Below are 23,641 nucleotides of genomic sequence, written 5' to 3'. Positions count from 1 at the left end.
CCCGCACATTGCGTATTCTCTCTGTCTATAACGGACCTGATGCTCCTCCATGCCGCCCCTGGTGAAAATCCGCTCCGAGCGTGACCACATGTCGGCGATCGAACGCCGCATCGCCGATTTCATTCTCGACAACGCCCATCTGCTGCGCGATTACTCGTCACAGCAGCTGGCCAGCGCGCTGGGCATCAGCCAGTCCAGCGTGGTCAAGTTCAGCCAGAAGCTGGGCTTCAAGGGCTATCCGGATCTCAAGTACTCCATCGGCGAGGCGGTCGCCCGTGCCGGGAACTCCCCACAGACACGGCCGCCTGTATCGGAAGGTGCCGAGGACTACACCCGGATCGCCGAACGCCTGCGCCTGAGCAAGGCCGCCGCCGAAGAGGAAACCCGGCTGGCCAACCCGCAGGCCGACGTCGAAGCCATCGTGCAGTTGATCGACGCCGCGCCGAAGGTGTTCGTCTACGGCCTGGGCGATGACGGCCTGTACGCGCGCGAGTTCGCCATGCGGCTGTCGCTGCTGGGCATGCTCACCGTGCACCACGCCGACCCGATTCTGATGATGGCCAACCTGTCGGCGGCACGCGCCAATGACGTGATGCTGGTGTTCTCCGAGTTCGGCAAGCTGCCGCAGCTGTTCCAGCTCTCGCGCCAGTTCCAGGACATGGGCGGCAAGGTGGTCTCGATCACCCGGCACAGCGCCAACCCGCTGCGCGCGCATGCCGATGCCAGCCTGGTGCTGTGCGCGCACGACCCGGCGCCGCACGTGGCACAACTGCTGTACCGTTCTTCATTGCAGTCCCTGCTGGACTTTGTCTTCGTGCTGTTGTGCCACGCCAACCCGGACCGCCACCGCCAGCTCGGGGTGAACCTGGAACGGATCGAACACCTGATCGACACCTGATTGCCGGAGTCCACGATGCTGCCGTTGCTGCGTTCCGTCCTCGCGTTCACCGCGTTCACTGCTGCACTGCCTGCAGCTGCGCTCACCCCCTTGCCGCCGATGGCAAGCAGCAAGCAGGCCATCGTAGTGGTCACCGATAGTTGGTCTGCGACCCAGGGCCGGCTGCAGGCCTATGAGCGCAAGAGTGCCGGCGACGCCTGGCGCCCGCACGGCCCCGCCTTCACCGTGGCAGTAGGGCGCAACGGCAGTGCATGGGGTATGGGCCGTGCGTCGCTGCACAACCAGTGGCCAGAGAAAAGGGAGGGCGACGGTCGCAGCCCCGCCGGCATCTTCGAGATCGGCCCGGCGTTCGGTTACGCGCCGAAGATCGCCAGCGCGATGCCGTACCGGCCAATGAAGGCCACACACTACTGCATGGACGTACCCGATTCGCTCTTCTACAACCGCATCGTCGATGCGGAAGACGTCGGTGCCGCCGCGGTGAAAGGTTCCACTGAGCCGATGCGGCTGGACCTGCACAACAAAGGCGATGTGCGCTATCGCGAGGGCTTCGTGATCGAGCACAACAGCAGCCGCACGCCCGGCGGCGGCAGCTGCATCTTCGCCCACCTCTGGCGCAAGCCGGGCGAGGCCACCGCCGGCTGCACGGCCATGGAACCCCGGCATATGAAAGCCCTGCTGGCCTGGCTTAAGCCGGATACGCGCGCGGCCTTCGTCCTGATGCCGAAGCAGGAGTACCACGACCTGCGGGGGGCATGGGAGTTGCCGGCCCTGACCGGAGCGAAGCGATGAGCACCCCGCCCGATCCGCAACTGGAACGCGCGGTCAGCCGCTGGCAGATCGTCGGGCTGTCCATCAACGATGTGATCGGCAGCGGCATCTACCTGCTGCCTGCCGCCACGGTCGCCCTGCTCGGGCCGTTCAGCCTGTGGGGCGTCGTCGCTGCCGGCATCCTGGTGGCGCTGCTGGTGCTGTGCTACGCGCAGGCGGCCAGCTATTTCGACGAGCCCGGCGGCAGCTATCTGTATGCGCGCGAGGCGTTCGGTCGCTTCGCCGGGTTCGAGATCGGCTGGATGATCTGGCTCACCCGGATCAGCTCGGCGGCCGCGCTCAGCAACGCACTGGCCGATGCGGTCGCGCGCTTCTGGCCGTGGGCCGGGCATGACCTCGGCCGCGTGCTGATCATCGTGGTGTCGCTGGGGTTCCTCACCGCGGTCAACGTGGCCGGTGTGCGCTCGGCCGCACGCACCGGGGTGATCCTGGTGATCGGCAAGCTGCTGCCACTGCTGTTGTTCGTGGCCATCGGCGCGTTCTACATGGACATGGACCTGGCCTTCTCCGGGGTGCGCCCGGATCCGCACGACCTGCAGCGCATGGGCGAAGCGGCGTTGCTGCTGCTGTACGCCTACGCCGGTTTCGAGAACATCCCGGCCGCCGCCGGGGAGTACAAGAACCCGCGCCGCGATATCCCGTTCGCGCTGATCACCATGATCATCAGCGTCACCGTGATCTACGGCGCGGTGCAGCTGGTGGCCCAAGGTACGTTGGCCGGGCTGGCCAGCTCGGCCACGCCGCTGGCCGATGCCGCGTCGAACTTCGGCGGTGAGGCGCTGGCGCTGATCCTCACCGTGGGTGCCACCATTTCCATCCTCGGCACCAACAGCAACACCATGATGATGGGCCCGCGCTTCCTGTTCGCGCTTGCGCGGGATGGCTACGGGCCCAAACTGCTGGCCGGTATCCATCCGCGCTTCCGCACCCCGGCCGCGGCGATCGTCACCCAGGGCCTGATCGCGCTGGTGCTGGCGTTGTCGGGTTCGTTCGTGCAGTTGGCATTGCTGTCGATGACCACGCGCCTGTTCGCCTACATCGGCACCGCTGCGGCGGTACTGGTACTGGCCCGCCGTTTCCGCGACCGACCCGGCGCGTTGAAGCTGCCCGGTGGCCCGGTGATTCCGGTACTGGCGCTGCTGCTGTGCCTGGCGTTGTTCGCCAGTGCGAGCTGGCAGAACATTGCCGCGGCGGCCGTGGCCTTCCTGGTCGGTGCGGTGATCTACAAGTTGCCGCGCAAGGACCACGTGCCCTGAGCGCACGCGACATGTGATCGGATTTGTCGTCGGGCTCGGCACGGTGGGCGTTTGATGCGCCATTCACCCGCCGGGCCCGTTGCGTTAACCGCGCCGTTGCTACGGTGAAAGCTCCCCTACATTGGAGCCCAAGCATGAGTACCAACTACCAGATTCCCGGCCGGGTGCCGGAAGACGGCGTACCGCGACAGGCGGTGTCGGACTACTGGCGCGAGCGCTTTTCCAGCGAGCCGTACTATGACAACAGCCAGTTCTTCGACGACTACGAACCGGCCTATCAGCTCGGTCACTACTCGCGCGCCGATGACGTCATCCGTGCCTACGAACAGGTTGAAGCCGAACTGGAAACGCGCTGGGCGCAGGAACGTGGCAAGAGCAAACTGACCTGGGCACAGGCGCGCAATGCGGTGCGCCCGGGCTGGGACGAGTCCACCGCGCTGCGCCAGTCCCATCTGGACCGGGGCGTGCCGCGCGGCAGCTGAGCACCGCGCGACACCGGGCGACTTACTCGCCGCTGGGCAGCGGCGGGATGTCGCGGCCACTGTCACCTGCGGCCATCAGGTCGCGGGTGTTCTTCTGCACCGCCACCGCACCGAACAGGCTGAGCGCGAAGGCCATGCCGTAGAAGCCCTTCTCGCTGAGCAGCAAGGTGGCATTCCACAGGCCCACCAGCAACAGCATCAACGCCGCCAGCAACGCGAACCAGCACAGCGCGTAGTACAGGCCGCTGACCGGAATGCCCTCGACGCGGTCGCGCACGCTTTTCTGCAGCGACACGGCGGCGAACAGACCGAACAGCAACAAAGTCAGGTAGTAGCCCTTCTCGTTGAGCACTATCTCGGCGTTGAACAGGCCCACCAGGTAGGCCACGGCACCGAGCAGCAGCGCGGTCCACGAGGCGGCGATGAAAGCGGGAGACGGTTTGTGTACCTGTGGCTTCATTGTTCAAACTCCATTTGATGGCGGTGGTCCGCACAGACCGCCCCACGGGCGACCGGGGCCAACGTTAGCCGATCCGGCCGCTGCCGCCTACGGGCAGTGACGTATGGTCCACGCGGTGTTGATGGGCATGGTGTACAACCATGCCTGGCCATCGCATCCCCACCCGGAGATCCTCCATGACCCACAAACTCCTGCTCTCGCTCGCCGTCGGCCTATCACTGCCGCTGTTCACCACGGCCTGCGTTGCCGCCGACAAGGCCGCCGCACCGGTGGTGGCCAAGGCCCAATGGCCGTTCACCGTCACTGCCGTGGCCAGCTTCAACGAACCGTGGGCGATGAGTTTCCTGCCCGATGGCAGCCTGCTGGTCAGCGAGAAACGCGGTGCGCTGAAGCACCTCGACGTGCGCAGCGGGAAAAGTGCCGCCATCACCGGGCTGCCCAAGGTGGCCTATGGCGGCCAGGGCGGTTTCGGCGACGTGCTGCCGCATCCGGGATTCGCCAAGAACCAGCTGCTGTATGTGAGCTACGCCGAAGCCGGCGAAGGCGACACGCGCGGCGCGGCGGTGGCGCGCGGCCGGCTGGTACTGAAGCCCGATGGCAGCGGCACGCTGGAAGATCTCACGGTGATCTGGCGGCAAACGCCCAAGGTTGAAGGCCAGGGCCACTACGGTCACCGGCTGGCGTTCGGCCCGGATGGCAAGCTGTGGATCACCTCCAGCGAGCGCCAGAAATTCGATCCCGCCCAGGACATGGGCGGCAACCTCGGCAAGATCATCCGCCTCAACGACGACGGCAGCGTGCCGGCCGACAATCCGTTCGCCTCGCAGGGCGGTGTGGCCGCACAGGTGTGGTCGCTGGGCCATCGCAATGCACTGGGCATCGCCTTCGATGCACGCGGCAAACTGTGGGTGCACGAGATGGGCCCGGCCGGTGGCGATGAGCTGAACCTGATCCAGCGCGGTGCCAATTACGGGTACCCGGTTGTCTCCAACGGCAATCACTACGATGGCCGCGACATTCCCGACCACAGCACCCGCCCGGAGTTCGCCGCGCCCAAGGTGACCTGGACGCCGGTGATTTCACCGGCCGGCTTCATCATCTACACCGGCACGCAGTTCCCGGCCTGGAAGGGCAGCGGCTTCATCGGCGGGTTGTCCTCCAAGGCGCTGGTGCGCGTGGCCTTCGATGGCGACAACGCACGCGAGGCCGAGCGCTTCGACATGGGCGAGCGTATCCGCGAGGTGGAACAGGGCCCGGACGGTGCGATCTGGCTACTGGAAGATGGCAGCAACGGGCGGCTGTTGAAGCTCAGCCCGAAGGCGTAGGGCGTACCGACCAACGGTCGGTACCCACAGGTGCGATGGTTCATGCGGTGAGTGCCGACCGTTGGTCGGCACTCCCCCTCAATCAATCCTGCACGGTGATGACCTTGACCTCCGAGCGGGTGCACTCGGTATCCAGGCACTTGCCGCCGATCCAGACCTGACCCCTGCCGATCATCGCGCCTTCCCAGTTCACGAACAGCCCGTCGAAGGTCTGCGCGGCGATGGCCTTGGCGATCGCCGGGGTGACGATCTGGTTGTACTCGCGCTTGAACGTGGCCGCATCGTCAACATGACGCTTCTTGCCGCCCACATGCACCAGCAACGGGTAGCGCATCAATGCCGACACGGCCGCAGCGTCATTGGCGGCTACGGCACGCTGCAGGTCGTTGAACAGCGTCTCGTAGGCATCGGCGTCGCCGAGCAGGCTTTCAATGCGGTCGCGGGCATTGCCCGCACCCTCTTCGCCTTCGGTGTCGATGGCGTCGGACGCCTCGGACGTGGCGCCCGCAGACGCCGGCGCGGTGGCATCGGCCGCCGGCTCCGGGCCGGCATTCACCGCATCCGGCGACAGCCCGGCAGCAGGCACCGTTTCACCGGGCGTGGCGGTGGTGGTCGGTGCCGCCGTTGAAGCAGCGGCCGCATCGGCCGCCGGCGGCGGTGCCGGCTGCGCGCAGGCGGCCAGCAGCAGGGTGGGCAACAGCAGGGGGATCAGGCGCATGTTCGGCTCCGTCGATGTCACAAGGGCGCCAGCCTAACGGCAGCCGCGTCAGCCGCCGATGACGGTGGTGCCGGCCACTGGCCGGCACCCGAATCGCTACCTCAGCCGGCAAGCAGCTCGAAGATCACCGGCTCGCCGCTGGCCGAGGACGCGCAGACCCACAGCTCGAACTGGCCCGGCTCGGCACGGAACACGCCATCGCGGCCAGTGAAGCCCAGCGCATGACGGTCCAGGCTGAACTGCACGTCGGTGCTCTGCCCCGGCTGCAACGCGATCTTGCGGAAGTCCTTGAGCTCGCGCACCGGCCGCACGCGGCTGGCCACGCGGTCGTGGATGTACAGCTGCACCACTTCCTCACCGGCAACCGCACCCGTGTTGGTCAAGGTGGTGGTGATGGTCAGGGTGTCGTCCCAGCCCAGCTGCGCGCTGCTCAGCTGCGGCACGCCGTAGCCGAAGGAGGTGTAACCCAGGCCATGGCCGAACGGGTACAGCGCCGCGTTCGGGATCTCGCGCCAGCGCGCCTTGAACTCGGACATGGTCGGCAGCTCCGGGCGACCGGTGCGCGGGTGGTTGTAGAAGAACGGCTGCTGCCCCGATACCTGCGGGAAGCTCACCGGCAGGCGCCCGGACGGGTTGTAGTCGCCGAACAGCACATCGGCCACGGCATGCCCGGTCTGGGTGCCCAGGTACCAGGTCACCGCGACGGCCTGTGCATTGCGCACCGCGCCCTGCAGGGCCAGCGCGCGACCATTGCGCAGCAGCACCACCAGCGGCTTGCCGGTCATCGCCACGGCCTCGGCCAAGGCCTGCTGCGCCGGCGGCAGCGTGATCTCCACGCGCGACTGTGCTTCACCGCTGTAGCGCTGCGGTTCGCCCAGCGCCAGCACCACCACATCGGCGCGCAGCGCGGCGGCCACGGCCTGTTCGATGCCGTCCTGCATGGCCGCTTCCAGCTCGCAGCCGGGCACGATTTCCAGCAGTGCCGCATCGCCGATCGCCGCGCGCACGCCGGTTTCCAAGCTCACGTAACGCGACTTGTCGCCAAACAGCGTCCAGCAGCCTTCGATGTTGTCGCGGTCCTGCACGAACGGGCCGATCAGCGCGATCTTCTGCCCGGTCTTCTTCAGCGGCAGTACTGCGTTGTCGTTCTTGAGCAGCACGATCGAACGCCGTGCGGCATCGCGCGAGAGTGCGTCGTGCGCGGCGATGTGTGCGGTGGATGCTTCGCGGTCCAGGTCCAGCGACCGGTACGGATCCTCGAACAGGCCGATCGCTTCCTTCAACTTGAGGATGCGGCGCACCGATGCGTCCAGCGTGGCCATCGGCACTTCACCACTTTCGACCAGGCCCGGCAGGTGCTCGGCATAGAAGCCGCTCTGCATGCTCAGGTCCAGCCCGGCGGTGAACGCCTTGGCGGTGGCATCGCGGTCGTCGGCGGCATAGCCGTGCGCGACCAGCTCCATGTCGGCGGTGTAATCGGAAATCACCACGCCCGGGAACTGCCACTCCCCCCGCAGGATGTCGGTGAGCAGTTCGGCGTTGGCGCTGGCGGGCACGCCGTTGATGTCGTTGAAGGAGGACATCACGGTCAGTGCGCCGGCCTCGAAGGCCGCCTTGAACGGTGGCAGGTGCACATCGCGCAGGGTCTGCGGCGAGATGTCCACCATGTTGTATTCCATGCCGGCCATCACCGCGCCATAGGCGGCGAAGTGCTTCGGGGTGGCCAGCAGCGCATCGGCCGCGCGCAGGTCCGGGCCCTGGAAGCCGCGCACGCGGGCGGCGGCGAACGCACAGCCCAGCACCACGTCCTCACCGGCACCCTCGGCGCCCCGGCCCCAGCGCTGGTCGCGGGCGATGTCCACCGCCGGCGCGTAGGTCCAGTGCAGGCCGGCCGCGGTGGCTTCCACGGCGGTGGCGCGCGCGGTGCGCTCGGCCAGGTCCGGCTCGAAGCTGGCCGCCTCGCCCAGCGGGATCGGGAACACGGTGCGCATGCCGTGGATGACATCGGCGGCCAGGATCACCGGGATGCCCAAGCGGCTCTCCTCCAGCGCTACCTGCTGGATGCGCCGGCCGGCCTCCACGCCCACGCCGTTGAACAGCGACCCCACCTTGCCCTCGCGAATCTGCTGCAGCACCTGGTCGGCATTGCTGACGTTGGCTTCCGGGTTCACATCCGGGGCGAACGGCCGGACCATGTCGGCGAACACACCCAGCTGGCCGACTTTTTCTTCGACGGTCATCTGGGCAATGAGGGTTTCGATGCGATCGGCGGCCACCGGCAGTCCTTATGAAAACGTTTACAAGGCCGGGATTCTAGCGTTCCCGGGCCCGTTGTGAATGATTTTGACGTTCATTTTTCTTCCCGGCGGGAAGAACCCTGCCGCCGCGAGCACGGCAACAGGGGCACAGGAGCTTACTCTGCGAGGGCCAGGCGCTGTTGCCCGGCCATCAACATCGCATCGCTGGATTCCTGGAACACGCGCAGCCCGAACGCCGGCAGGATCGCCAGCAGGTGGTCGAACACATCCGACTGCACCCCCTCGTAGGCACCCCAATCGGTGCTGCGGGTGAAGCAGTAGACCTCCAGCGGCAGGCCCTGGGTGGTGGGTTGCAGCTGCCGTACCAGCAGCGTCATGTCCGTATGGATTCCCGGGTGCTGCTGCAGGTAGCGCTCCACATACGCGCGGAAGGTGCCCAGGTTGGTCACCCGGCGTGCGTTCACCGCCGCCACCCCCTTGGCCTGCAGCTGCGCGTTCCACTGCTGCAGCTCGGCCTGCTTCTCGCGCAGGTAGTCGCCCAGCACCGCGAACTGCTCCAGCTGGGCCAGCATCGGCGCATCCACGAAGCCGACGCTGTGCTGGTCCAGGTACAGCGCGCGCTTGATCCGGCGCCCACCGGCTTCCTGCATGCCGCGCCAGTTCTTGAACGACTCGGTCACCAGCTTCTTGGTCGGGATGGTGGTGATGGTCTTGTCGAAGTTCTGCACCGTCACCGTATGCAGCGCGATATCGATCACATCGCCATCGGCATTCTGGCTGGGCATCTCGATCCAGTCGCCGATCCGGATGCGGCCATCGCCACTGATCTGCACGCTGGCCACCAGCGACAGAATGGTGTCCTGGAAAATCAGCATCAGCACCGCGGTGGCCGCGCCCAGCCCGGTGACCAGGTAGCGCAGGTCCACCCCGGCCAGGGTCGCCACGATCGACAGCCCGGCAATGACGAAGATGACGATCTTGGCCACCTGCAGGTAGCCCTTGATCGGCTTGTTGCGCGCGTCCGGGCGGCGTTCGTAGAGATCGTTGGCCGCATCCAGCGCGTGCGAGACCGCCAGCGCGATGGTCAGCACCGCCCAGGCCTGGCAGGCGCCGATGATGAACTTCACCAGCTCCGGGGGCAGGTCCGGCACCAGCACGATGCCGGCGGCGATCACCTGGCTGGGCACCACGTTGGACAACCGCGAAATCACCCGCAGGTTGTTGCCACCCTCCGTGCCGGCGCTGCTGCCGGGCAGGCGCGCCACCAGCCGGCGCAGGCCGCGCAGCAGGATCTTCTTGGTGACGAAGTTGGCCAGCCAGGCCGCCAGCGCCAACGCGCACAGCACCACGGTGGTGTACGCCCAGGGCCAGGGCTGCAGGGTCTGCTGGAGATCATCCAGCCAGCGCGTTGCCACTACCGCATCCACCATCGGTCAGGACTCCTGCGTGGCCGGCGCCGTCGCGCTGCGCTCGATGATCACCCCGACCGCGCGCGCACCCCGCACCGCACCGGGCTTGCTCAGCTTCAGCCGCAGCCATTCCACCTTGAACTCACGCAGCACGATCTCGGCGATGCGCTCGGCCAGGGTTTCGACCAGGCCGAAATCGGACTCACGCACGAACTGCTCGATGCGCTTGCTGACCGCCTTGTAGTTGAGGGTATCGGCGATGTCGTCGCTGGCCGCGGGCCGGCGGTTGTCGAACCCCATTTCCAGATCGAAACGCAGGGTCTGGCGGATCCGCCGTTCCCAGTCGTAGATCCCGATCAGGGCATCGATTTCGAGCCCTTCGATGAATACCTTGTCCATAGGAATGCCACGTGGAAGATGGCGACCATGGTAACGGCCCGGTCCGGAATGTGCCGGGAACGCAGGGCGGCACCAAGACAAAGGGCCCCGTACGGGGCCCTTTGCTTACCACCACTGTCCCCGGGGGAAATGGGTTTCCCCATCAGCTGGTCCCGGCGGCACACGAGCGCACCGTAGCCCCCCAGTCCTGCTGGGTCAACCGCCGTCAGCGCGTATTGCGACCGGCAGCTCAACGCGACCTTGCGTGATTCAAAAGCCACATCGGTACTCACCGTTCAATCCGTCATTTCGATGGCGATTCCGCACTTCCCCGATCGTCTGCGGCAAGCGGACTTCCTAAGCTCCAACGTCCTCCCCAGTGCGAAGCCACGTGCGCGACCGCCAGCTCCTCCATCGCGTATTTTCAGCTGCCCGGATGCAGACCTTCGAGCGGGCGATGGCCAACGGCACGGCACACCCCTTCGAGCTGTACTGCTGGAACATGCGCGTGGGCAGCGCCTTCCTGCCACTGCTGCATCTGTGCGAGGTGGTGACGCGCAATGCCGTGGATGAGGCCCTCACCCATCAACATGGCCCGCAGTGGCCCTGGCAACCGGGCCTGCTGGCCAGCCTGCCCGGTGCATCAGCCGGCTACAACGCGCGCGACGAGCTTCGGCATTCCGCAGCGAAGTTCACCACCACCAGTGCGGTGGTGGCGGCGCTGCGCTTTGCCTTCTGGCAACACATGTTCACTCAGCGCTTCGACCAGGGATTGTGGTCCCCCGCCTTGCACCGGGTCCTGCCCGGCATGGATCCGGCGACACCGCCGCACGTCATGCGGGCACGCATGCATGTCGATCTGCACCGGGTCCGGCAGCTGCGCAACCGGATCGCCCATCACGAGCCGATCCTCGGGCGCGACCTGGCCGAGGACATGGACACCGTCATGCGTATCGTCGGGCGCCGTTGCCCGGACCTTGCACGCTGGATGCTGCGCAATGAGCCGGTCAGCGTATTGCTGCGCGACCGGCCGTGCTGACCCGCCAGGGCTCACACCGCCGGCAGCGTCGCCATGTCCCAGCGCGGGGTGACCTGCACCTGCGGTGGGTTGTGTTGACCGGCCTGCAGGCGCAGCGCGCCGGCGAAGGCGATCATCGCGCCGTTGTCGGTGCACAGCGCCGGGCGCGGGAAGCAGGCGCGGCCACCGCGGCGGGCAGCCATCTGCTGCAGCTTGGCGCGCAGGCGCTTGTTGGCGCCGACGCCGCCGGCCACCACGATCACATCGGTGCCGGCCGCATCCAGCGCGCGCTCACACTTGATGGCCAAGGTATCGACCACCGCATCTTCAAAGCCGCGGGCGATGTCGGCGCGGGTCTGCTCACTCTGGTCGCTGTCGCGCCAGGCCAACAGCACCTGGGTCTTCAACCCGGAGAAGCTGAAGTCCAGCCCCGGGCGGTCGGTCATCGGGCGGGTGAACCTGTACTTGCCTGGCGTGCCGCGCTCGGCCAGTGCCGCCAACTGGGGGCCGCCCGGGTAGGGCAGGCCCATCAACTTGGCCGTCTTGTCGAAGGCCTCACCGGCCGCGTCGTCCAGGGTCTCGCCGAGCAGCCGGTACTGGCCGATCCGGTCCACCGCCACCAACTGGGTATGCCCGCCGGACACCAGCAGGGCCACGAACGGCGCCTGCGGCGGGTCGTCTTCCATCAACGGGGCCAGCAGATGGCCTTCCATATGGTGGACGCCCACCGCCGGCACCTCCAGCGCCCAGGCCAGCGAACGCGCCACCCCAGCCCCCACCAGCAACGCGCCGACCAAGCCCGGGCCGGCCGTATAGGCCACCCCGTCGATGTCGGACACGCGCATCCCGGCCTCGGCCAGGGTCTGGCGGATCAGCGGCAGCAGTTTGCGCACGTGGTCGCGGCTGGCCAGTTCAGGCACCACCCCACCGTATTCAGCGTGAAGGGCGATCTGGCTGTAGACCGTATGGGCGCGCAGGGCGGCGGTGCCGGACAGGTCGGTGTCGTACACCGCCACGCCGGTTTCGTCGCAGGAAGATTCAATACCGAGGACTCGCATATCGCGTATTATGGACCCCTTGAGGCCCCGGCAGCGCTATCGCCAGCCCATCTGACACCACCCGTGGCCAAGAAGTTTGCCGGGGTGGGTTGCAACTTCTTTTGTCGCCGCTATAATGTGCGGCTCTCACCGGGCGTGACCCGGTTCTACTGTGTCCCGGAGATTCCATGCCCAGCGTTAAAGTCCGCGAGAACGAGCCCTTCGAGTTTGCGCTCCGTCGCTTCAAGCGCACCTGCGAAAAGGCCGGCGTGCTGGCCGAAACCCGCAAGCGCGAGTTCTACGAAAAGCCGACCCAGGAGCGCAAGCGTAAAGCTGCTGCTGCTGTGAAGCGTCAGCTGCGTCGCTCTTCGCGCGACGTCACCAAGCGTCAGCGCCTGTACTGATCGAACGCAACTTCGATGCGGCAGGCCTGGCCTGTCGCGACGGAGTCGAAGCCGGCACGCGCGAGCGTAGCCGGCTTTTTGCGTTCCGGCGTCGTCAGGGCGTCGTTCCACCTTCCCTTTTCCACCGATACCGAGGTGCCCCATGGGCCTGAAGCAGCAGCTCATCGAAGACATGAAGACGGCCATGAAGGCCGGCGAGAAGCACCGCCTGGGCGTGATCCGCCTGATCAACGCCGCCATCAAGCAGCGTGAAGTGGACGAGCGCATCGAGCTGGACGACGCCGCCGTGCTGGCCGTGTTGGAAAAGATGGTCAAGCAGCGCAAGGACTCGGTCAGCCAGTTCGAAGCCGCCAACCGCGAAGACCTGGCCTCGATCGAGCGCGAGGAAATCGTGATCATCGACCAGTACCTGCCGGCGAAGCTGGGTGAAGCGGAAATCGTCGCCGCCATCCAGGCCGCCATCGCCGAAACCGGCGCGGCCAGCCCGGCCGACATCGGCAAGCTGATGGGTGCACTGAAGCCGCGCCTTGCCGGCCAGGCCGACATGGGCCTGGTGTCCAAGCTGGTCAAGCAGCAGCTCGCCGGTTGATGTGCCACCGGTAACGACCCACGGTCGTTACCGGTCACCGCGGTGCACACACCGCCCACGCTTCACCGTGCCTTCGAGCACCGCCTGCTAAAACCAGTGGCATGGCCGAACAGATCCCCACCCCCGCCGACGAAACGCTCCAGAGCGTTCCGCCCGCGCTGCGCAAATACGCGCGACGCCTGCAGCACAGCCTGCCGGCCGCCGTCGCCAAACGCTTTGTCGAAATCGACGTCCTGACCCAGGCCGCGTCGGTGTCCTTCTATGCCCTGCTGTCGATGGCACCGCTGCTGGTGCTGTTGTTGTGGCTGACTGCGTCGCTGTATCCGCCCGCGCAGCAGGCCCTGCTGACCCAGATCAACGACGTTGCCGGCAGCAGTGCCGCCAGCGTGGCCACCACGGTGCTCAGCAATGCCAATACCCAGCCGGACATCGGCTCGTTGGCCGGGGTCTGGAGCACGCTGCTGCTGTTCATCGGCGCCACCGCGGTGTTCGCCCAGCTGCAGAACGCCCTGAACCGGATCTTCCACACCGACGCCCAGCGCCTGGACGGCATCGTGGCGTGGCTGCGCAAGCGCGTGTTCTCCTTCGGCGTGGTGCTGGCGCTGGGCTTCGTGCTGCTGCTGTCGATGACCGCCACCACCGCCCTGCAGGTGACCTTCGCGCACCTGCCCTCGGTGCTGCCGGCGGTGGGCTACCTGACCACCCTGCTGCTGTACTCGGTGGCCTTCGCCTTCCTTTACCACTACCTGCCCGACCGCCGCGTGGCCTGGCGCCAGGCCTTCATCGGCGGGGTGATCACCTCGGTGCTGTTCGCGCTCGGCCGCTACGCCATCGGCCTGTACATCGCCACGGTGGCCCCGGGCAGCGCCTACGGCTCGATGGGCGCCCTGGTGATCCTGCTGGTGTGGATCTACTACGCCACCGTGACCTTCTTCGTCGGCGCGCTGATGACGGCCGTGATCGACGAGCGGCAACGGGCCCGGACCCACCTTGCCGAGGCCGGGATCGGCACCGAAGCGGCCACACCCTAGTACACTCTCCACCGTTCCCGAGAATCCCCGACGCGCCCGCCGTTCGCGCGCGCGCCTGCTGCCATGGCCCGAATCCCCGACGCATTCATCGACGACCTGCTGGCCCGCTCCGACATCGTCGAGGTGGTGGGCAGCCGCGTGCCGCTGAAGCGCCAGGGCAAGGAGTACTCGGCACGCTGTCCGTTCCATGACGAGCGCTCGGCGTCGTTCACGGTCTCACCCACCAAGCAGTTCTATCACTGCTTCGGCTGCGGCGCGCACGGTACCGCGATCAGCTTCCTGATGAACTACGACCGCCTGGAGTTCCTCGACGCCGTCGACGAGCTGGCCAAGCGGGTGGGCATGGAAGTGCCGCGCGATACCCAGCCGCGCACCGCCCAGCAGCAAGACGACAGCCGCGATCTGTACTCGGCGCTGGATGCGGCCACGCGCTTCTTCCAGAAATCGCTGGAGGGCAGCGACAAGGCCCGCGCCTACCTGGACCAGCGCGGCGTGGACGAAGAAAACCGCACCCGCTTCGCCATCGGCTATGCGCCCGACGGCTACAGCGCGTTGAAGGACGCGCTGGGCAAGGACGAGCGGCGCATGAAGCTGCTCGACCGTGCCGGGCTGTTCTCCAAGAACGACCGTGGCCACGTCTACGACAAGTTCCGCGACCGGGTGATGTTCCCGATCTTCGACCGCCGTGGCCGGGTGATCGCCTATGGCGGCCGGGTGATGGAGAAGGACGACGGGCCGAAATACCTGAACTCGCCCGAGACCGCGCTGTTCCACAAGGGCCGCGAGCTGTATGGCCTGTGGCAGGTGCGCCAGGCCAACCAGAAGATCGAACGGCTGATCGTGGTTGAAGGCTATATGGACGTGGTCTCGTTGTTCCAGTTCGGGGTCACCCAGGCGGTGGCCACGCTGGGCACGGCCACCACGCCCGAGCACGCCGAGCTGCTGTTCCGCAACGCGCCGGACGTGTTCTTCTGCTTCGATGGCGACGCCGCCGGCCGCCGCGCCGGCTGGCGTGCGCTGGAGTCGGTGCTGCCGCGCATGAAGGATGGCCGCCAGGCGTTCTTCCTGTTCCTGCCCGATGGCGAAGACCCGGACACCATCGTGCGCAAGGAGGGCCGCGAGGCCTTCGACGAACGCCTGAAGCAGGCCACGCCGCTGTCGCAGTTCTTCTTCGACGAGCTCACCCGCGAGATCAACCTCGGCACGCTGGATGGCAAGGCACGGCTGGCCGAGCGGGCCAAGCCGATGCTGGCGCAGATTCCCGACGGCGCCTTCGGCGACCTGATGAAGCAGCAGTTGGGCACGCTCACCGGCCTGGCCAGCAAGCCCGGCAGCGCCACGCCCGGTGCGCGCCCGCCGCTGCGCAGCGTGGCACCGGCGCAGAGGCGCAGCCTGGTGCGCGCCGCCATCGCGATCCTGCTGCAGCAGCCGTCGCTGGCGATGACCCTGGAAGGCCATCACTTCAACGGCCTGCGCCTGCCCGGCATCGAACTGCTGCTGGAATTGCTGGAGCTGGTCGAACAACGCCCGGACATCAGCACCGGCGCGCTGCTGGAGCACTTCGAGGGCCGCGAGGAGCAGGAATCCCTGCACAAGCTGGCCGCGCAGAGCCAGCCCGGCGACGAGGCGATGTGGACCCAGGAACTACACGATGCGGTGGCCCAGCTGGAAAAACAGCTGTTGATGCAACGTCTGGAAGAGCTTCAGGCAAAGCAGAGCCAGCAGGGTCTGGACGATACTGACAAGTACGAACTGCGTGAACTTCTCAAGGCGCGCAGCACCATCCGCTTCTAATCAACGGAGCAGCCGTGGCATCTCCCACCGTGAATCCCGCTGCATCGGTCGCCCGCCGCTCCCGCCTTGGTGTTATCGCCGCCCTGCTTGCGCTGGCCCTGCCCGCCGGGGCCACGGAGCTGCCCTTCGCGCAGCCACGGCCGCAGCTCTACAGCGCCGGCCAGCCCAGCCCCGACCAGTTGCAGCGCGCGGCCGATGCCGGGGTAAGCACCGTGATCGACCTGCGCCAACCCACCGAGAATCGCGGCTTCGATGAGACCGCCGCGGCCGAACGCCTGGGCCTGCGTTACGTGCGCATTCCCGTGGCTGGCGCTGCCGGCCTCACCGACGCCAATGCACGCGCACTGCGCGCCGCATTGGCGCAGAGCCAGGGCCCAGTGCTGGTGCATTGCGCCTCGGGCAACCGCGCCGGCGCCCTGCTGGCGCTGCTGCAGGCGCGCGATGGCGCCTCGGTAGAGCAGGCCCTGCAGTTCGGCCGCGATGCCGGCATGACCTCGCTGGAAGCGCCCACCCGCGCCCTGCTCGAACAGGCGCCTGCGCGTTGAACCAGCGCGCGCCTCAACCTTCCCTATTCCCGATGACAGGAGCATGCCGCGCATGAAACCCTGGTGGTCGCGGCTGCGGCCGGACAATTTCACCCTCGCCCTGCTCAGCACCGTGCTGCTGGCCTCCTTCCTGCCGATGCACGGCGCGGCGGCCATGGTGCTGGACGATGTCACCGACGTGGCCATCGCCGCGCTGTTCTTCCTGCACGGCGCACGCCTGCCGCGCGAGTCGATCGTGGCCGGCCTGCTGCACTGGCGCCTGCACCTGACCATCCTGGCCTGCACCTTCGTGCTGTTCCCGCTGCTGGGACTGTTGTTCAAGCCGCTGGATGGCTGGCTGCTCACCCCGGAGCTGTACATCGGCGTGCTGTTCCTGTGCGCGCTGCCCTCCACCGTACAGTCCTCCATCGCCTTCACCTCGATGGCGCGCGGCAATGTGCCGGCTGCGGTGTGCAGCGCCTCGCTGTCGAGCATCCTCGGCGTATTCCTGACCCCGTTGCTGCTCGCTCTGATGGCCGGTACCGCAGGCGGCATGCAGAACCCGGTGCACGCCATCATCAGCATCATGCTGCAGTTGCTGGTGCCGTTCGTGGCCGGCCACCTGCTGCGCCCCTGGATTGCCGGCTGGGTGGAAAAGCAGCGCGCGCTGCTGCGCTTTACCGACCAGGGCACGATCCTGCTGGTGGTCTATTCCGCCTTCGGCGAAGCCGTCAGTGAAGGGCTGTGGAGCAAGACACCACTGCTGTCGCTGTTCACCGTGGCCATCGTGGCGGCGGTGCTGCTCGGCATCGCCATGCCGACCATCCGCTTCATCGCCCGCCGGCTGGGTTTCAACCGCGAGGACGAGATCACCATCCTGTTCTGCGGCTCCAAGAAGAGCCTGGCGACGGGCGTGCCGATGGCCAAAGTGCTGTTCGCCGGCGGCAGCCTCGGCGCGATCGTGCTGCCGATCATGATCTACCACCAGATCCAGCTGATCGTCTGCGCGATGATCGCCCAGCGCTACGCGCGCGACCCCAAAAGGTAGCGCCATGCCATGCATGGCTCTACCCGAGCACCGTGCTGATGTTCAGTCCATGATGGCTGCAGCGATATCCTGCAGCACCCGCGCCTTGCGCTCCACATCGCCGTCCCCGGTTGCCGTCAGCTTCAGCGCTTTGTCTCCCGCGGCCCATGCCAGCACCACCTGTCCATGCCCTTGCCCATCCACGGTCATGTCGAGCTGCGCAGGCGATCCGTTGACGGAGGCGTTCTGCGCTTCCTCAATGACCTCGATGGTTGTACCTGGAACGCGGAAGTTCTCCTCGTTGAAGGCAACGATGCCCACATCGTTCAATCGATAGAAGCGGGTAAGACCGGAAGACTTGATCCCATCCAGCGCACCGCTTGGCTCCATGCCGATCACCTCAGCAACACCAAGCACCGTGCCCTGCAGGTTGCTGGGCGGACTGGGTAGCCGCTGGCGGAGAACCGAATCGGCGCGCTGCGCCTTGGGCAAGGCTGCAAGCATTTCGGCTTGCGATGGAATGACCCCAGCAGGGACGCGTACCACGCCGGCCCGGCTGCGCGCGATCTGGATGCCGAAGGCCTGCTTTACCGCATCTGGAGCGTCCAGATCGGCGAGCGGCACGATCCGATAGGTTCCCGCTTCGCTGCTCTGTCTGGAACCGGGCTGATCGTCACTGAGAGCAGCCCGCATGGCGCGCTCATGGAGCCATTGACCGACCGCATCACCGGATTCTGCCTTGGCATGGGCCGAATGTAGCGATGCAAGCAGCGTGAGCATGATTGAGAGCTTTTTCATATGCATCACCACTCGGTCAGGCTGCAGTCGACGGCTGCGGTGTTTCGCGTGTGTACAACCCTGTTGAGTATCCAGGTGTGATATCCACGCACGAGCATTCGCTCCGGGTCTGATTGATCACCTGCCCTGAACCGCCAGGAGAAGCCACCATTGTTCGGCGCGCCGAGCACATGCTTTTCCTGGATGGCCCCCACCGGGATATGTCTGCTGGCTGCGGAGCCTTGAATGCTTCTGAACTGCGGTCTGTCGTAAGTTATCGACTCATTGACGAATCCAAGACAGTTCGCTCGACTTATGGCCTTTGCCTCTGCCATGGCATCCCCGTTCCCGAATACGACCATCAACAGCAATCCGGCGCCAAGGCGTTTGATTGATTTCAATGTCGCTCCCTCACGTGTTGGCGAGTCACCTCGCGACACCTGTGTACGCCGCAGGCTGATCGCAAGAGCGGCACTGCATTCCAACTCACCAAACATTGATGAGTAGCGGACACTTGAACAAGGCATATCCCGACGATATTCCGATCAAATACCTTCGCCAAAGGGTGCACAGAGGTATCACCGCACGGCAGTGACAGGATCGTCATGGCCAATACGGCGATGCGGGTGGGCGCGCCGGACAGTAGGTCCTGCGCATGTCACCACCAACAGCTGTGACCTACGGAGCGTATGAGGGTCCGCCGACCCCGTCAGGTACCGACCGTTGGTCGGTGCGGCGTCATCCACCCGCCGCGCTGTCTGAGGGTTACAACCAGGGCAACATCCAATGGTCCACCATCAAGAAGGCGAACAACGCCATCAGGTAGACGATGGAATAGCCGAACATCTTCATCGAGAACAGCTCATCCGGCGGGTTCAGCATGCGCCAGGCGTACCAGAGGAACACCGCGTTGAGCACGATCGCGCCGCCCAGGTAGAACAGGCCGCTCATGCCCACCACCACCGGCAGGATGCTGACGATGGCCAGCACGATCGAGTACGCCATGATCGACTTGCGGGTGTACACCACGCCGTGGGTCACCGGCAGCATCGGGATCTCGGCCTTGGCGTAATCCTCGCGACGGAAGATCGCCAGCGCCCAGAAGTGCGGCGGGGTCCAGATGAAAATGATCAGTACCAGCAACGAGGCATACGCCCAGTCCCACGGCCCCTGCATGCCGGTGATCGCCGCCCAGCCCAGCATCGGCGGGGTGGCACCGGCGAGGCCGCCGATCACGATGTTCTGCGAGGTCGCCCGCTTGAGGTACACGGTGTAGATCACCGCATAGCCGATCAACGAAGCGAAGGTCAGCACCGCGGTGATGACGTTGACCCACACCACCAGGATGGTCATCGACAGCGCGATCAGGATGCTGGCGAACACCAGCACCTGCCACGGCTTGACCTTGCCCACCACCAATGGACGCCAGGAGGTGCGCGCCATCTGTGCGTCGATATGCGCATCCAGCAGCTGGTTGATCGCTGCAGCGGCCGATGCGGCCAGCCAGATGCCGAGGAAGCCCAGCGCGCCATCAAGCGCCTGCTGTGCGGTGGGCACGCCGGGAATGGCCAGGAACATGCCGACCAGCGCGGTGAATACGATCAAGGCCACGACCTTGGGTTTGGTCAGGTCCCAGTACTGACGGTAGTTGCTGAACATATCCTCAGCCCGCCTGCACGACAGTAGCGTCGGCCACTGGCCGGGGGTCCGCATCCGGCGCGCGCAGGCGCGCCAGCAGGGTCACCAGCACGAACAGCAACGCCACCGCACCACCGCTGTGCGCGACCGCCACTTCCAGCGGCACGGCCAGCTTCACGTTGAGGATGCCGAGGCTGATCTGCAGCAGCACCAGCACGCCCAGCGCACTGGCCCAGCCACGCATGCTCGGCAGCCGGAACAGACGCACCGACAGCCACAGCAGGTACACCGCCACCACGATCGCCATCAAGCGGTGCGCCATCTGGATCGCGATACGCGACGCGCCATCGAGCACGCCGCCTTCGTAATCCACACCGATGCCACGCCACAGCGTGAAGCCTTCCTTGAAGTCGTGCGGCGGCCACCACTGGCTGACACAACGCGGGAAGTTGTCCAGCGAGGCGCTGCCGCCGCCACAGGCGAGCGCGGCGTAGTTGGCGCTCACCCAGCCGCCCAGCGCGATCTGCAGCACCAGCACGGCCACGCCGGCACGCAGCAGCCATGTCAGGCGCGGCGCTTCGGCCAGGGTGATCGGCATATGGGTGGCCCGCCACGCCATCCACACCAGCAACCCGAACATCAGCATGCCGCCCAGCAGGTGGCCCATCACCACGATCGGCTTGAGCAGCCAGGTCACCGTCCACATGCCCAGCAGCGCCTGGAAGATCACCACGGCCAAGGTCAGCAACGCGGCACGTGCCAGGTCGATGTTGTTCCAGCGCAAAGCGGCAATCAGCAAGATCACCTCGCCGGTCAGCGCGATGATGCTGGCCGACACGTGCATGCCCATCATGTACAGCGGTATGCCCGCGGCCACCAGCACGCAGGCGGTGACCACCGCGGTACTGCCCCAGCGGCGGCGGCGCGTGGCCAGCAGTGCCAGGGTGAGGATCTCGATACCCAGCGCGCCGGCCAGGAAGCGGTGGACCTGCTCACGCCATGCCTTGTGGGTTTCCAGCGGACGGATCTTGGCCGCTTCGTGGCCGATCACTTCCTCGGCGTGCTGCGGCCAGGTGACGCGGCCATAGCAGGTCGGCCAGTCCGGGCAGCTCAGGCCGGCATCGGACAGGCGCACGAACGAGCCGAACATGATGGTGCTCGCGGTCATGATCAGCGCGAACCACGCCAGTCGATGGAAATTACGGTGCAGCGCCGGGCGCGCGGTGGGGCTCATCAAACAGGACTCACTTCAGTTTCAACAGCGTGACCAGGTCCTTGCGCAGACCGGCCATATCGAATCCCGGTGCATGCCGCATGATCACGAAACCATTGGGGTCGATCACATACACAGGCGTGCCGGCGGCGTCATCCACGGCGGGCAAGGCGGCACGCAGGCCCGGTTGGGCCCGCAGCACGCGCAATGCGGGCAGACCCTGGACCTCGGCCGGCGGCGTACCCAGCCACAGGATCTCGACATTATCGGCGTTATGGCCGAACAGCTGCCACACCTTGCCCAATCCCTGCGACAAAGTGACGCACTCGGCAGCGCACTTTGCCGACGGCGCCACCAGGATCCGCCAGGTGCGCGCATCCGGGTTCCATGGGTAGGGCTGGCCATCGGCCAGGGTCGGCGGCAGCGCGCGCAGATCCACCGGCGGCTCCAGCAGCTGGCCACTGTTGCGGTGCGCATGCGGCTGCCACCCGGCGAAACGCAGCACGCCGGCCAGCAGCATCGCCCCGAAGAACACGCCAAACAGGGCGATCAGGGTCCAGCGGCCGCGATTGCGGGCCTGCAGCCGATCCGGGGAGGTGGCATTCATGCGGGGCATTTTCTCATGTTGGGCCGATCAGCGTCGGTCAGGGAGGGCGGGACGACGGCGCGAGCGCAGTTCAAGCACCAGCGCAACGATCAGGACGGTCAGGGCCAGCCCGAACCATTGCACGGCGTAGCCGAGGTGGCGACTGGGCGGCAGCGTATTCGGCAACAGCTCCAGATCGCGGGCGTAGCCCCCGGGGAGTGCCGGATCCAGGCGCACCACACGATCGGGCAGGCTACCGGGCGGCAGTGACAGCACACGTGCCACTTCGTCGGGCGGCATCCGGCTGGCCAGCCACACCTGCACCTGCGTGGTGGACGACACCGCCGGCCCCAACGCCAGCCCGGTGGCCGGCGGCGGCGCCAACAGCCCCACGATGCGGGCCTCACCCCGCACCGGATGAATGCTGGGCAGGACGCGGTCCGGCGGCATCGGTTGCCAGCCCTGGTCGACCAGCACCCGCGCGCCGGCGTCACTTACGAAGGGCTGGTACAGCTTGAAACCGGCACGTCCGTCGCGGGTCTGGTTGTCCAGCAGCAGCGTGCCGGGCAGATAGCGTCCGTGGTCTTCGATCCAGCGCAGGCGTGGCGGCGCGGCCAGTGCGTGGGCCAGCGTCATGGCCTGGGCATGTGCAGGCACCTGCTGGTCCAGCAATGCCTGTTTGTCGTGCATGCGCTGCAGCTGCCAACGTCCGAGCAGGCCGAACCCGATGATCACCACCACTGCCGCAACCCAGCCGATCAGGCGTGTGTGCTTGCGCATCATGACAACGCTGGCAAAACGCGGTGAGATAGGCGTACCCGCCCTGCCATCGAGCCGCGCATGAATGATTCGTTGAAGACCCTGCTGGTAATCGCGTTTCTGATCGTCATCGTCTGGAATCTGGGCGCCGGGCTGTATTACCTGTTGGTTGATCGCGGCCAGACCAAACGCACCGTCAATGCGCTCACCCGCCGCATCGCGGTGTCGGTGGCGCTGATCGTGCTGGTGGTTATCGGCATTTACGGCGGCTGGATCAAGCCCCACGGCATCAACGGCTGAGCGCGGCACCTGCAACGGTGCGGCGCTCCGGTCGCACCGACGCTACAGCACGTAGACGAACAGGAACAGCATCAGCCACACCACGTCGACGAAGTGCCAGTACCACGCGGCGGCTTCGAAGCCGAAATGGTTGTCGCGGGTGAAGTGCCCTTTCGCCGAGCGCAGCCACATCACGCTCAGCATGATGGTGCCCAGCAGCACATGCGCACCGTGGAAACCGGTAAGCATGAAGAAGGTGGACCCGTAGATGCCCGAACCCAGGGTGAGGTTCAACTCCTTGTAGGCGTGGATGTACTCCTCGGCCTGCAGGGTCAGGAAGAACACGCCGAGCGCCACGGTGATACCCAGCCACACCAGCAGCTGGCGACGGTGACCGGCCTTGAGCGCGTGGTGGGCGATCGTGAGGGTGACGCCGGAGGTGAGCAGGATCAATGTGTTGATCAGCGGCAGGCCCCAGGCCGGGATGGTCTGGAAGTGGCCACCGATCGCGCCCGGGCCGTTGGTCGGCCACGCCGACGAATAACCGCTCCACAGCAGCTCGTTGGTCATCACCCGGTCGCCCTCACCGGCCAGCCACGGCAGGCCCAGGTTGCGGGTGTAGAACAACGCGCCGAAGAACGCGCCGAAGAACATCACCTCTGAAAAGATGAACCAGACCATGCCCATCCGGAACGAGCCATCCACCTGGCGGTTGTAGCTGCCGGCCTGCGACTCGCGCACCACATCGCTGAACCACCAGAACAGGGTCAACACCAGCATCACGATGCCGGCGTAGAAGGTCCACTTGCCCCAACTGGAATCGTTGAGCCAGCTGGCCACGCCGACCATGGTCACCATCATCGCGATCGAACCGATGAAGGGCCACTTGCTGTGCGTGGGCACGAAGTACACGTTGGCATCGGGGATTTGCTGGGCCATGGTCTTGGGTC

At 66.3% G+C, this 23,641-nt stretch carries 25 protein-coding genes; 13 read left to right on the top strand and 12 right to left on the bottom strand.

What is annotated here, in order from left to right; all coding sequences use genetic code 11:
* Nucleotides 1-49: 49 nt before the first annotated feature.
* From AC3IPM_RS02035 to AC3IPM_RS02020, 4 genes are all read left to right on the top strand, one after another.
* Nucleotides 50-898 carry a MurR/RpiR family transcriptional regulator gene (locus AC3IPM_RS02035; RefSeq protein ID WP_489302258.1) on the top strand — a complete coding sequence of 283 codons (849 nt, stop codon included), beginning with the start codon at nucleotides 50-52 and terminating at the stop codon, nucleotides 896-898.
* A gap of 15 nt (nucleotides 899-913) precedes the next feature.
* Complete coding sequence (locus AC3IPM_RS02030; protein ID WP_489302257.1) at nucleotides 914-1,690, top strand: L,D-transpeptidase family protein; 777 nt, start codon at nucleotides 914-916, stop codon at nucleotides 1,688-1,690.
* Nucleotides 1,687-2,985: an APC family permease gene (locus AC3IPM_RS02025; protein WP_489302256.1), complete on the top strand. Its 1,299-nt coding sequence runs from the start codon at nucleotides 1,687-1,689 to the stop codon at nucleotides 2,983-2,985. The genes AC3IPM_RS02030 and AC3IPM_RS02025 overlap by 4 nt, the downstream gene beginning before the upstream one ends.
* Nucleotides 2,986-3,119: 134 nt before the next feature.
* Nucleotides 3,120-3,467, top strand: a complete 348-nt coding sequence (locus AC3IPM_RS02020; protein ID WP_489302255.1) for a hypothetical protein — start codon at nucleotides 3,120-3,122, stop codon at nucleotides 3,465-3,467.
* 22 nt (nucleotides 3,468-3,489) lie between these two features.
* Here AC3IPM_RS02020 and yiaA read toward each other — a convergent pair whose 3' ends face one another.
* The gene (gene yiaA / locus AC3IPM_RS02015) at nucleotides 3,490-3,927 is read right to left on the bottom strand and encodes an inner membrane protein YiaA (protein ID WP_489302254.1); all 438 of its coding nucleotides are present in this window, start codon (nucleotides 3,925-3,927) and stop codon (nucleotides 3,490-3,492) included.
* A gap of 176 nt (nucleotides 3,928-4,103) precedes the next feature.
* Between yiaA and AC3IPM_RS02010 the strand changes: the two genes are divergently transcribed.
* The gene (locus AC3IPM_RS02010) at nucleotides 4,104-5,252 is read left to right on the top strand and encodes a PQQ-dependent sugar dehydrogenase (protein ID WP_489302253.1); all 1,149 of its coding nucleotides are present in this window, start codon (nucleotides 4,104-4,106) and stop codon (nucleotides 5,250-5,252) included.
* A gap of 82 nt (nucleotides 5,253-5,334) precedes the next feature.
* On the opposite strand, the gene AC3IPM_RS02005 is transcribed toward AC3IPM_RS02010, so the two are convergent.
* From AC3IPM_RS02005 to folB, 4 genes are all read right to left on the bottom strand, one after another.
* On the bottom strand, nucleotides 5,335-5,970 hold the full coding sequence (locus AC3IPM_RS02005; RefSeq protein WP_489302252.1) for a hypothetical protein: 636 nt from the start codon (nucleotides 5,968-5,970) through the stop codon (nucleotides 5,335-5,337).
* Nucleotides 5,971-6,071: 101 nt separating this feature from the next.
* The gene (locus AC3IPM_RS02000; protein ID WP_489302251.1) at nucleotides 6,072-8,246 is read right to left on the bottom strand and encodes a glycoside hydrolase family 3 N-terminal domain-containing protein; all 2,175 of its coding nucleotides are present in this window, start codon (nucleotides 8,244-8,246) and stop codon (nucleotides 6,072-6,074) included.
* A 137-nt stretch (nucleotides 8,247-8,383) separates the two neighbouring features.
* Complete coding sequence (locus tag AC3IPM_RS01995; protein ID WP_489302250.1) at nucleotides 8,384-9,658, bottom strand: mechanosensitive ion channel family protein; 1,275 nt, start codon at nucleotides 9,656-9,658, stop codon at nucleotides 8,384-8,386.
* Nucleotides 9,659-9,661: 3 nt separating this feature from the next.
* Nucleotides 9,662-10,036: a dihydroneopterin aldolase gene (gene folB, locus AC3IPM_RS01990; protein ID WP_489302249.1), complete on the bottom strand. Its 375-nt coding sequence runs from the start codon at nucleotides 10,034-10,036 to the stop codon at nucleotides 9,662-9,664.
* A gap of 370 nt (nucleotides 10,037-10,406) precedes the next feature.
* Between folB and AC3IPM_RS01985 the strand changes: the two genes are divergently transcribed.
* On the top strand, nucleotides 10,407-11,054 hold the full coding sequence (locus tag AC3IPM_RS01985) for a hypothetical protein (RefSeq protein WP_489302248.1): 648 nt from the start codon (nucleotides 10,407-10,409) through the stop codon (nucleotides 11,052-11,054).
* An 11-nt stretch (nucleotides 11,055-11,065) separates the two neighbouring features.
* Here AC3IPM_RS01985 and tsaD read toward each other — a convergent pair whose 3' ends face one another.
* Nucleotides 11,066-12,091, bottom strand: coding sequence for a tRNA (adenosine(37)-N6)-threonylcarbamoyltransferase complex transferase subunit TsaD (gene tsaD, locus AC3IPM_RS01980; RefSeq protein ID WP_489302247.1), 1,026 nt, complete (start codon nucleotides 12,089-12,091; stop codon nucleotides 11,066-11,068).
* Between the two features lie 167 nt (nucleotides 12,092-12,258).
* Between tsaD and rpsU the strand changes: the two genes are divergently transcribed.
* The 6 genes from rpsU (at nucleotide 12,259) to AC3IPM_RS01950 (ending at nucleotide 17,460) form a co-directional block, all read left to right on the top strand.
* Entirely contained in the window at nucleotides 12,259-12,474 is a 216-nt protein-coding gene (rpsU, locus tag AC3IPM_RS01975; RefSeq protein ID WP_002808376.1) for a 30S ribosomal protein S21, read from the top strand.
* A 142-nt stretch (nucleotides 12,475-12,616) separates the two neighbouring features.
* Nucleotides 12,617-13,063 (top strand): GatB/YqeY domain-containing protein, encoded by a 447-nt coding sequence (locus AC3IPM_RS01970; RefSeq protein WP_489302246.1) that lies wholly within the window; start codon nucleotides 12,617-12,619, stop codon nucleotides 13,061-13,063.
* 101 nt (nucleotides 13,064-13,164) lie between these two features.
* Complete coding sequence (locus tag AC3IPM_RS01965) at nucleotides 13,165-14,094, top strand: YihY/virulence factor BrkB family protein (RefSeq protein WP_489302245.1); 930 nt, start codon at nucleotides 13,165-13,167, stop codon at nucleotides 14,092-14,094.
* A gap of 63 nt (nucleotides 14,095-14,157) precedes the next feature.
* Nucleotides 14,158-15,888 carry a DNA primase gene (dnaG, locus tag AC3IPM_RS01960; protein WP_489302244.1) on the top strand — a complete coding sequence of 577 codons (1,731 nt, stop codon included), beginning with the start codon at nucleotides 14,158-14,160 and terminating at the stop codon, nucleotides 15,886-15,888.
* Between the two features lie 74 nt (nucleotides 15,889-15,962).
* A complete protein-coding gene (locus tag AC3IPM_RS01955) occupies nucleotides 15,963-16,433 on the top strand; it encodes a protein tyrosine phosphatase family protein (protein WP_489303998.1) in 471 nt (156 codons plus the stop codon).
* 52 nt (nucleotides 16,434-16,485) lie between these two features.
* Nucleotides 16,486-17,460, top strand: a complete 975-nt coding sequence (locus tag AC3IPM_RS01950) for a bile acid:sodium symporter family protein (RefSeq protein WP_489302243.1) — start codon at nucleotides 16,486-16,488, stop codon at nucleotides 17,458-17,460.
* 42 nt (nucleotides 17,461-17,502) lie between these two features.
* Here AC3IPM_RS01950 and AC3IPM_RS01945 read toward each other — a convergent pair whose 3' ends face one another.
* From AC3IPM_RS01945 to AC3IPM_RS01925, 5 genes are all read right to left on the bottom strand, one after another.
* The gene (locus AC3IPM_RS01945) at nucleotides 17,503-18,237 is read right to left on the bottom strand and encodes a hypothetical protein (protein WP_489302242.1); all 735 of its coding nucleotides are present in this window, start codon (nucleotides 18,235-18,237) and stop codon (nucleotides 17,503-17,505) included.
* A gap of 744 nt (nucleotides 18,238-18,981) precedes the next feature.
* The gene (cyoE, locus tag AC3IPM_RS01940; protein ID WP_489302241.1) at nucleotides 18,982-19,875 is read right to left on the bottom strand and encodes a heme o synthase; all 894 of its coding nucleotides are present in this window, start codon (nucleotides 19,873-19,875) and stop codon (nucleotides 18,982-18,984) included.
* Nucleotides 19,876-19,879: 4 nt separating this feature from the next.
* Complete coding sequence (locus AC3IPM_RS01935) at nucleotides 19,880-21,088, bottom strand: COX15/CtaA family protein (protein ID WP_489302240.1); 1,209 nt, start codon at nucleotides 21,086-21,088, stop codon at nucleotides 19,880-19,882.
* A 10-nt stretch (nucleotides 21,089-21,098) separates the two neighbouring features.
* Complete coding sequence (locus AC3IPM_RS01930; RefSeq protein WP_489302239.1) at nucleotides 21,099-21,674, bottom strand: hypothetical protein; 576 nt, start codon at nucleotides 21,672-21,674, stop codon at nucleotides 21,099-21,101.
* Between the two features lie 27 nt (nucleotides 21,675-21,701).
* Nucleotides 21,702-22,436: an SURF1 family protein gene (locus tag AC3IPM_RS01925; RefSeq protein ID WP_489302238.1), complete on the bottom strand. Its 735-nt coding sequence runs from the start codon at nucleotides 22,434-22,436 to the stop codon at nucleotides 21,702-21,704.
* Nucleotides 22,437-22,493: 57 nt separating this feature from the next.
* On the opposite strand from AC3IPM_RS01925, the gene AC3IPM_RS01920 reads away from it, so the two are divergent.
* Nucleotides 22,494-22,712 (top strand): twin transmembrane helix small protein, encoded by a 219-nt coding sequence (locus AC3IPM_RS01920; protein ID WP_489302237.1) that lies wholly within the window; start codon nucleotides 22,494-22,496, stop codon nucleotides 22,710-22,712.
* Nucleotides 22,713-22,754: 42 nt separating this feature from the next.
* On the opposite strand, the gene AC3IPM_RS01915 is transcribed toward AC3IPM_RS01920, so the two are convergent.
* A complete protein-coding gene (locus AC3IPM_RS01915; RefSeq protein ID WP_489302236.1) occupies nucleotides 22,755-23,630 on the bottom strand; it encodes a cytochrome c oxidase subunit 3 in 876 nt (291 codons plus the stop codon).
* Nucleotides 23,631-23,641 lie beyond the last annotated feature (11 nt).

The organism is Stenotrophomonas sp. GL_111 (assembly GCF_057835245.1).
This window is presented reverse-complemented; position numbering and strand designations above follow the sequence as displayed.

Bases quoted from the DNA above. Each gene is read 5' to 3' on its own strand.
- AC3IPM_RS01920 (WP_489302237.1), top strand. From the start codon at position 22,494: ATGAATGATTCGTTGAAGACCCTGCTGGTAATCGCGTTTCTGATCGTC.
- AC3IPM_RS02035 (WP_489302258.1), top strand. From the start codon at position 50: ATGCCGCCCCTGGTGAAAATCCGCTCCGAGCGTGACCACATGTCGGCG.
- AC3IPM_RS02020 (WP_489302255.1), top strand. From the start codon at position 3,120: ATGAGTACCAACTACCAGATTCCCGGCCGGGTGCCGGAAGACGGCGTA.
- AC3IPM_RS01970 (WP_489302246.1), top strand. From the start codon at position 12,617: ATGGGCCTGAAGCAGCAGCTCATCGAAGACATGAAGACGGCCATGAAG.
- cyoE (WP_489302241.1), bottom strand. From the start codon at position 19,875: ATGTTCAGCAACTACCGTCAGTACTGGGACCTGACCAAACCCAAGGTC.
- AC3IPM_RS01965 (WP_489302245.1), top strand. From the start codon at position 13,165: ATGGCCGAACAGATCCCCACCCCCGCCGACGAAACGCTCCAGAGCGTT.
- AC3IPM_RS02010 (WP_489302253.1), top strand. From the start codon at position 4,104: ATGACCCACAAACTCCTGCTCTCGCTCGCCGTCGGCCTATCACTGCCG.
- AC3IPM_RS01950 (WP_489302243.1), top strand. From the start codon at position 16,486: ATGAAACCCTGGTGGTCGCGGCTGCGGCCGGACAATTTCACCCTCGCC.
- AC3IPM_RS02005 (WP_489302252.1), bottom strand. From the start codon at position 5,970: ATGCGCCTGATCCCCCTGCTGTTGCCCACCCTGCTGCTGGCCGCCTGC.
- AC3IPM_RS01995 (WP_489302250.1), bottom strand. From the start codon at position 9,658: ATGGTGGATGCGGTAGTGGCAACGCGCTGGCTGGATGATCTCCAGCAG.
- rpsU (WP_002808376.1), top strand. From the start codon at position 12,259: ATGCCCAGCGTTAAAGTCCGCGAGAACGAGCCCTTCGAGTTTGCGCTC.
- yiaA (WP_489302254.1), bottom strand. From the start codon at position 3,927: ATGAAGCCACAGGTACACAAACCGTCTCCCGCTTTCATCGCCGCCTCG.
- AC3IPM_RS01945 (WP_489302242.1), bottom strand. From the start codon at position 18,237: ATGAAAAAGCTCTCAATCATGCTCACGCTGCTTGCATCGCTACATTCG.
- AC3IPM_RS01935 (WP_489302240.1), bottom strand. From the start codon at position 21,088: ATGAGCCCCACCGCGCGCCCGGCGCTGCACCGTAATTTCCATCGACTG.
- dnaG (WP_489302244.1), top strand. From the start codon at position 14,158: ATGGCCCGAATCCCCGACGCATTCATCGACGACCTGCTGGCCCGCTCC.
- AC3IPM_RS01930 (WP_489302239.1), bottom strand. From the start codon at position 21,674: ATGAATGCCACCTCCCCGGATCGGCTGCAGGCCCGCAATCGCGGCCGC.
- AC3IPM_RS02025 (WP_489302256.1), top strand. From the start codon at position 1,687: ATGAGCACCCCGCCCGATCCGCAACTGGAACGCGCGGTCAGCCGCTGG.
- AC3IPM_RS01915 (WP_489302236.1), bottom strand. From the start codon at position 23,630: ATGGCCCAGCAAATCCCCGATGCCAACGTGTACTTCGTGCCCACGCAC.
- tsaD (WP_489302247.1), bottom strand. From the start codon at position 12,091: ATGCGAGTCCTCGGTATTGAATCTTCCTGCGACGAAACCGGCGTGGCG.
- AC3IPM_RS02030 (WP_489302257.1), top strand. From the start codon at position 914: ATGCTGCCGTTGCTGCGTTCCGTCCTCGCGTTCACCGCGTTCACTGCT.
- AC3IPM_RS01925 (WP_489302238.1), bottom strand. From the start codon at position 22,436: ATGATGCGCAAGCACACACGCCTGATCGGCTGGGTTGCGGCAGTGGTG.
- folB (WP_489302249.1), bottom strand. From the start codon at position 10,036: ATGGACAAGGTATTCATCGAAGGGCTCGAAATCGATGCCCTGATCGGG.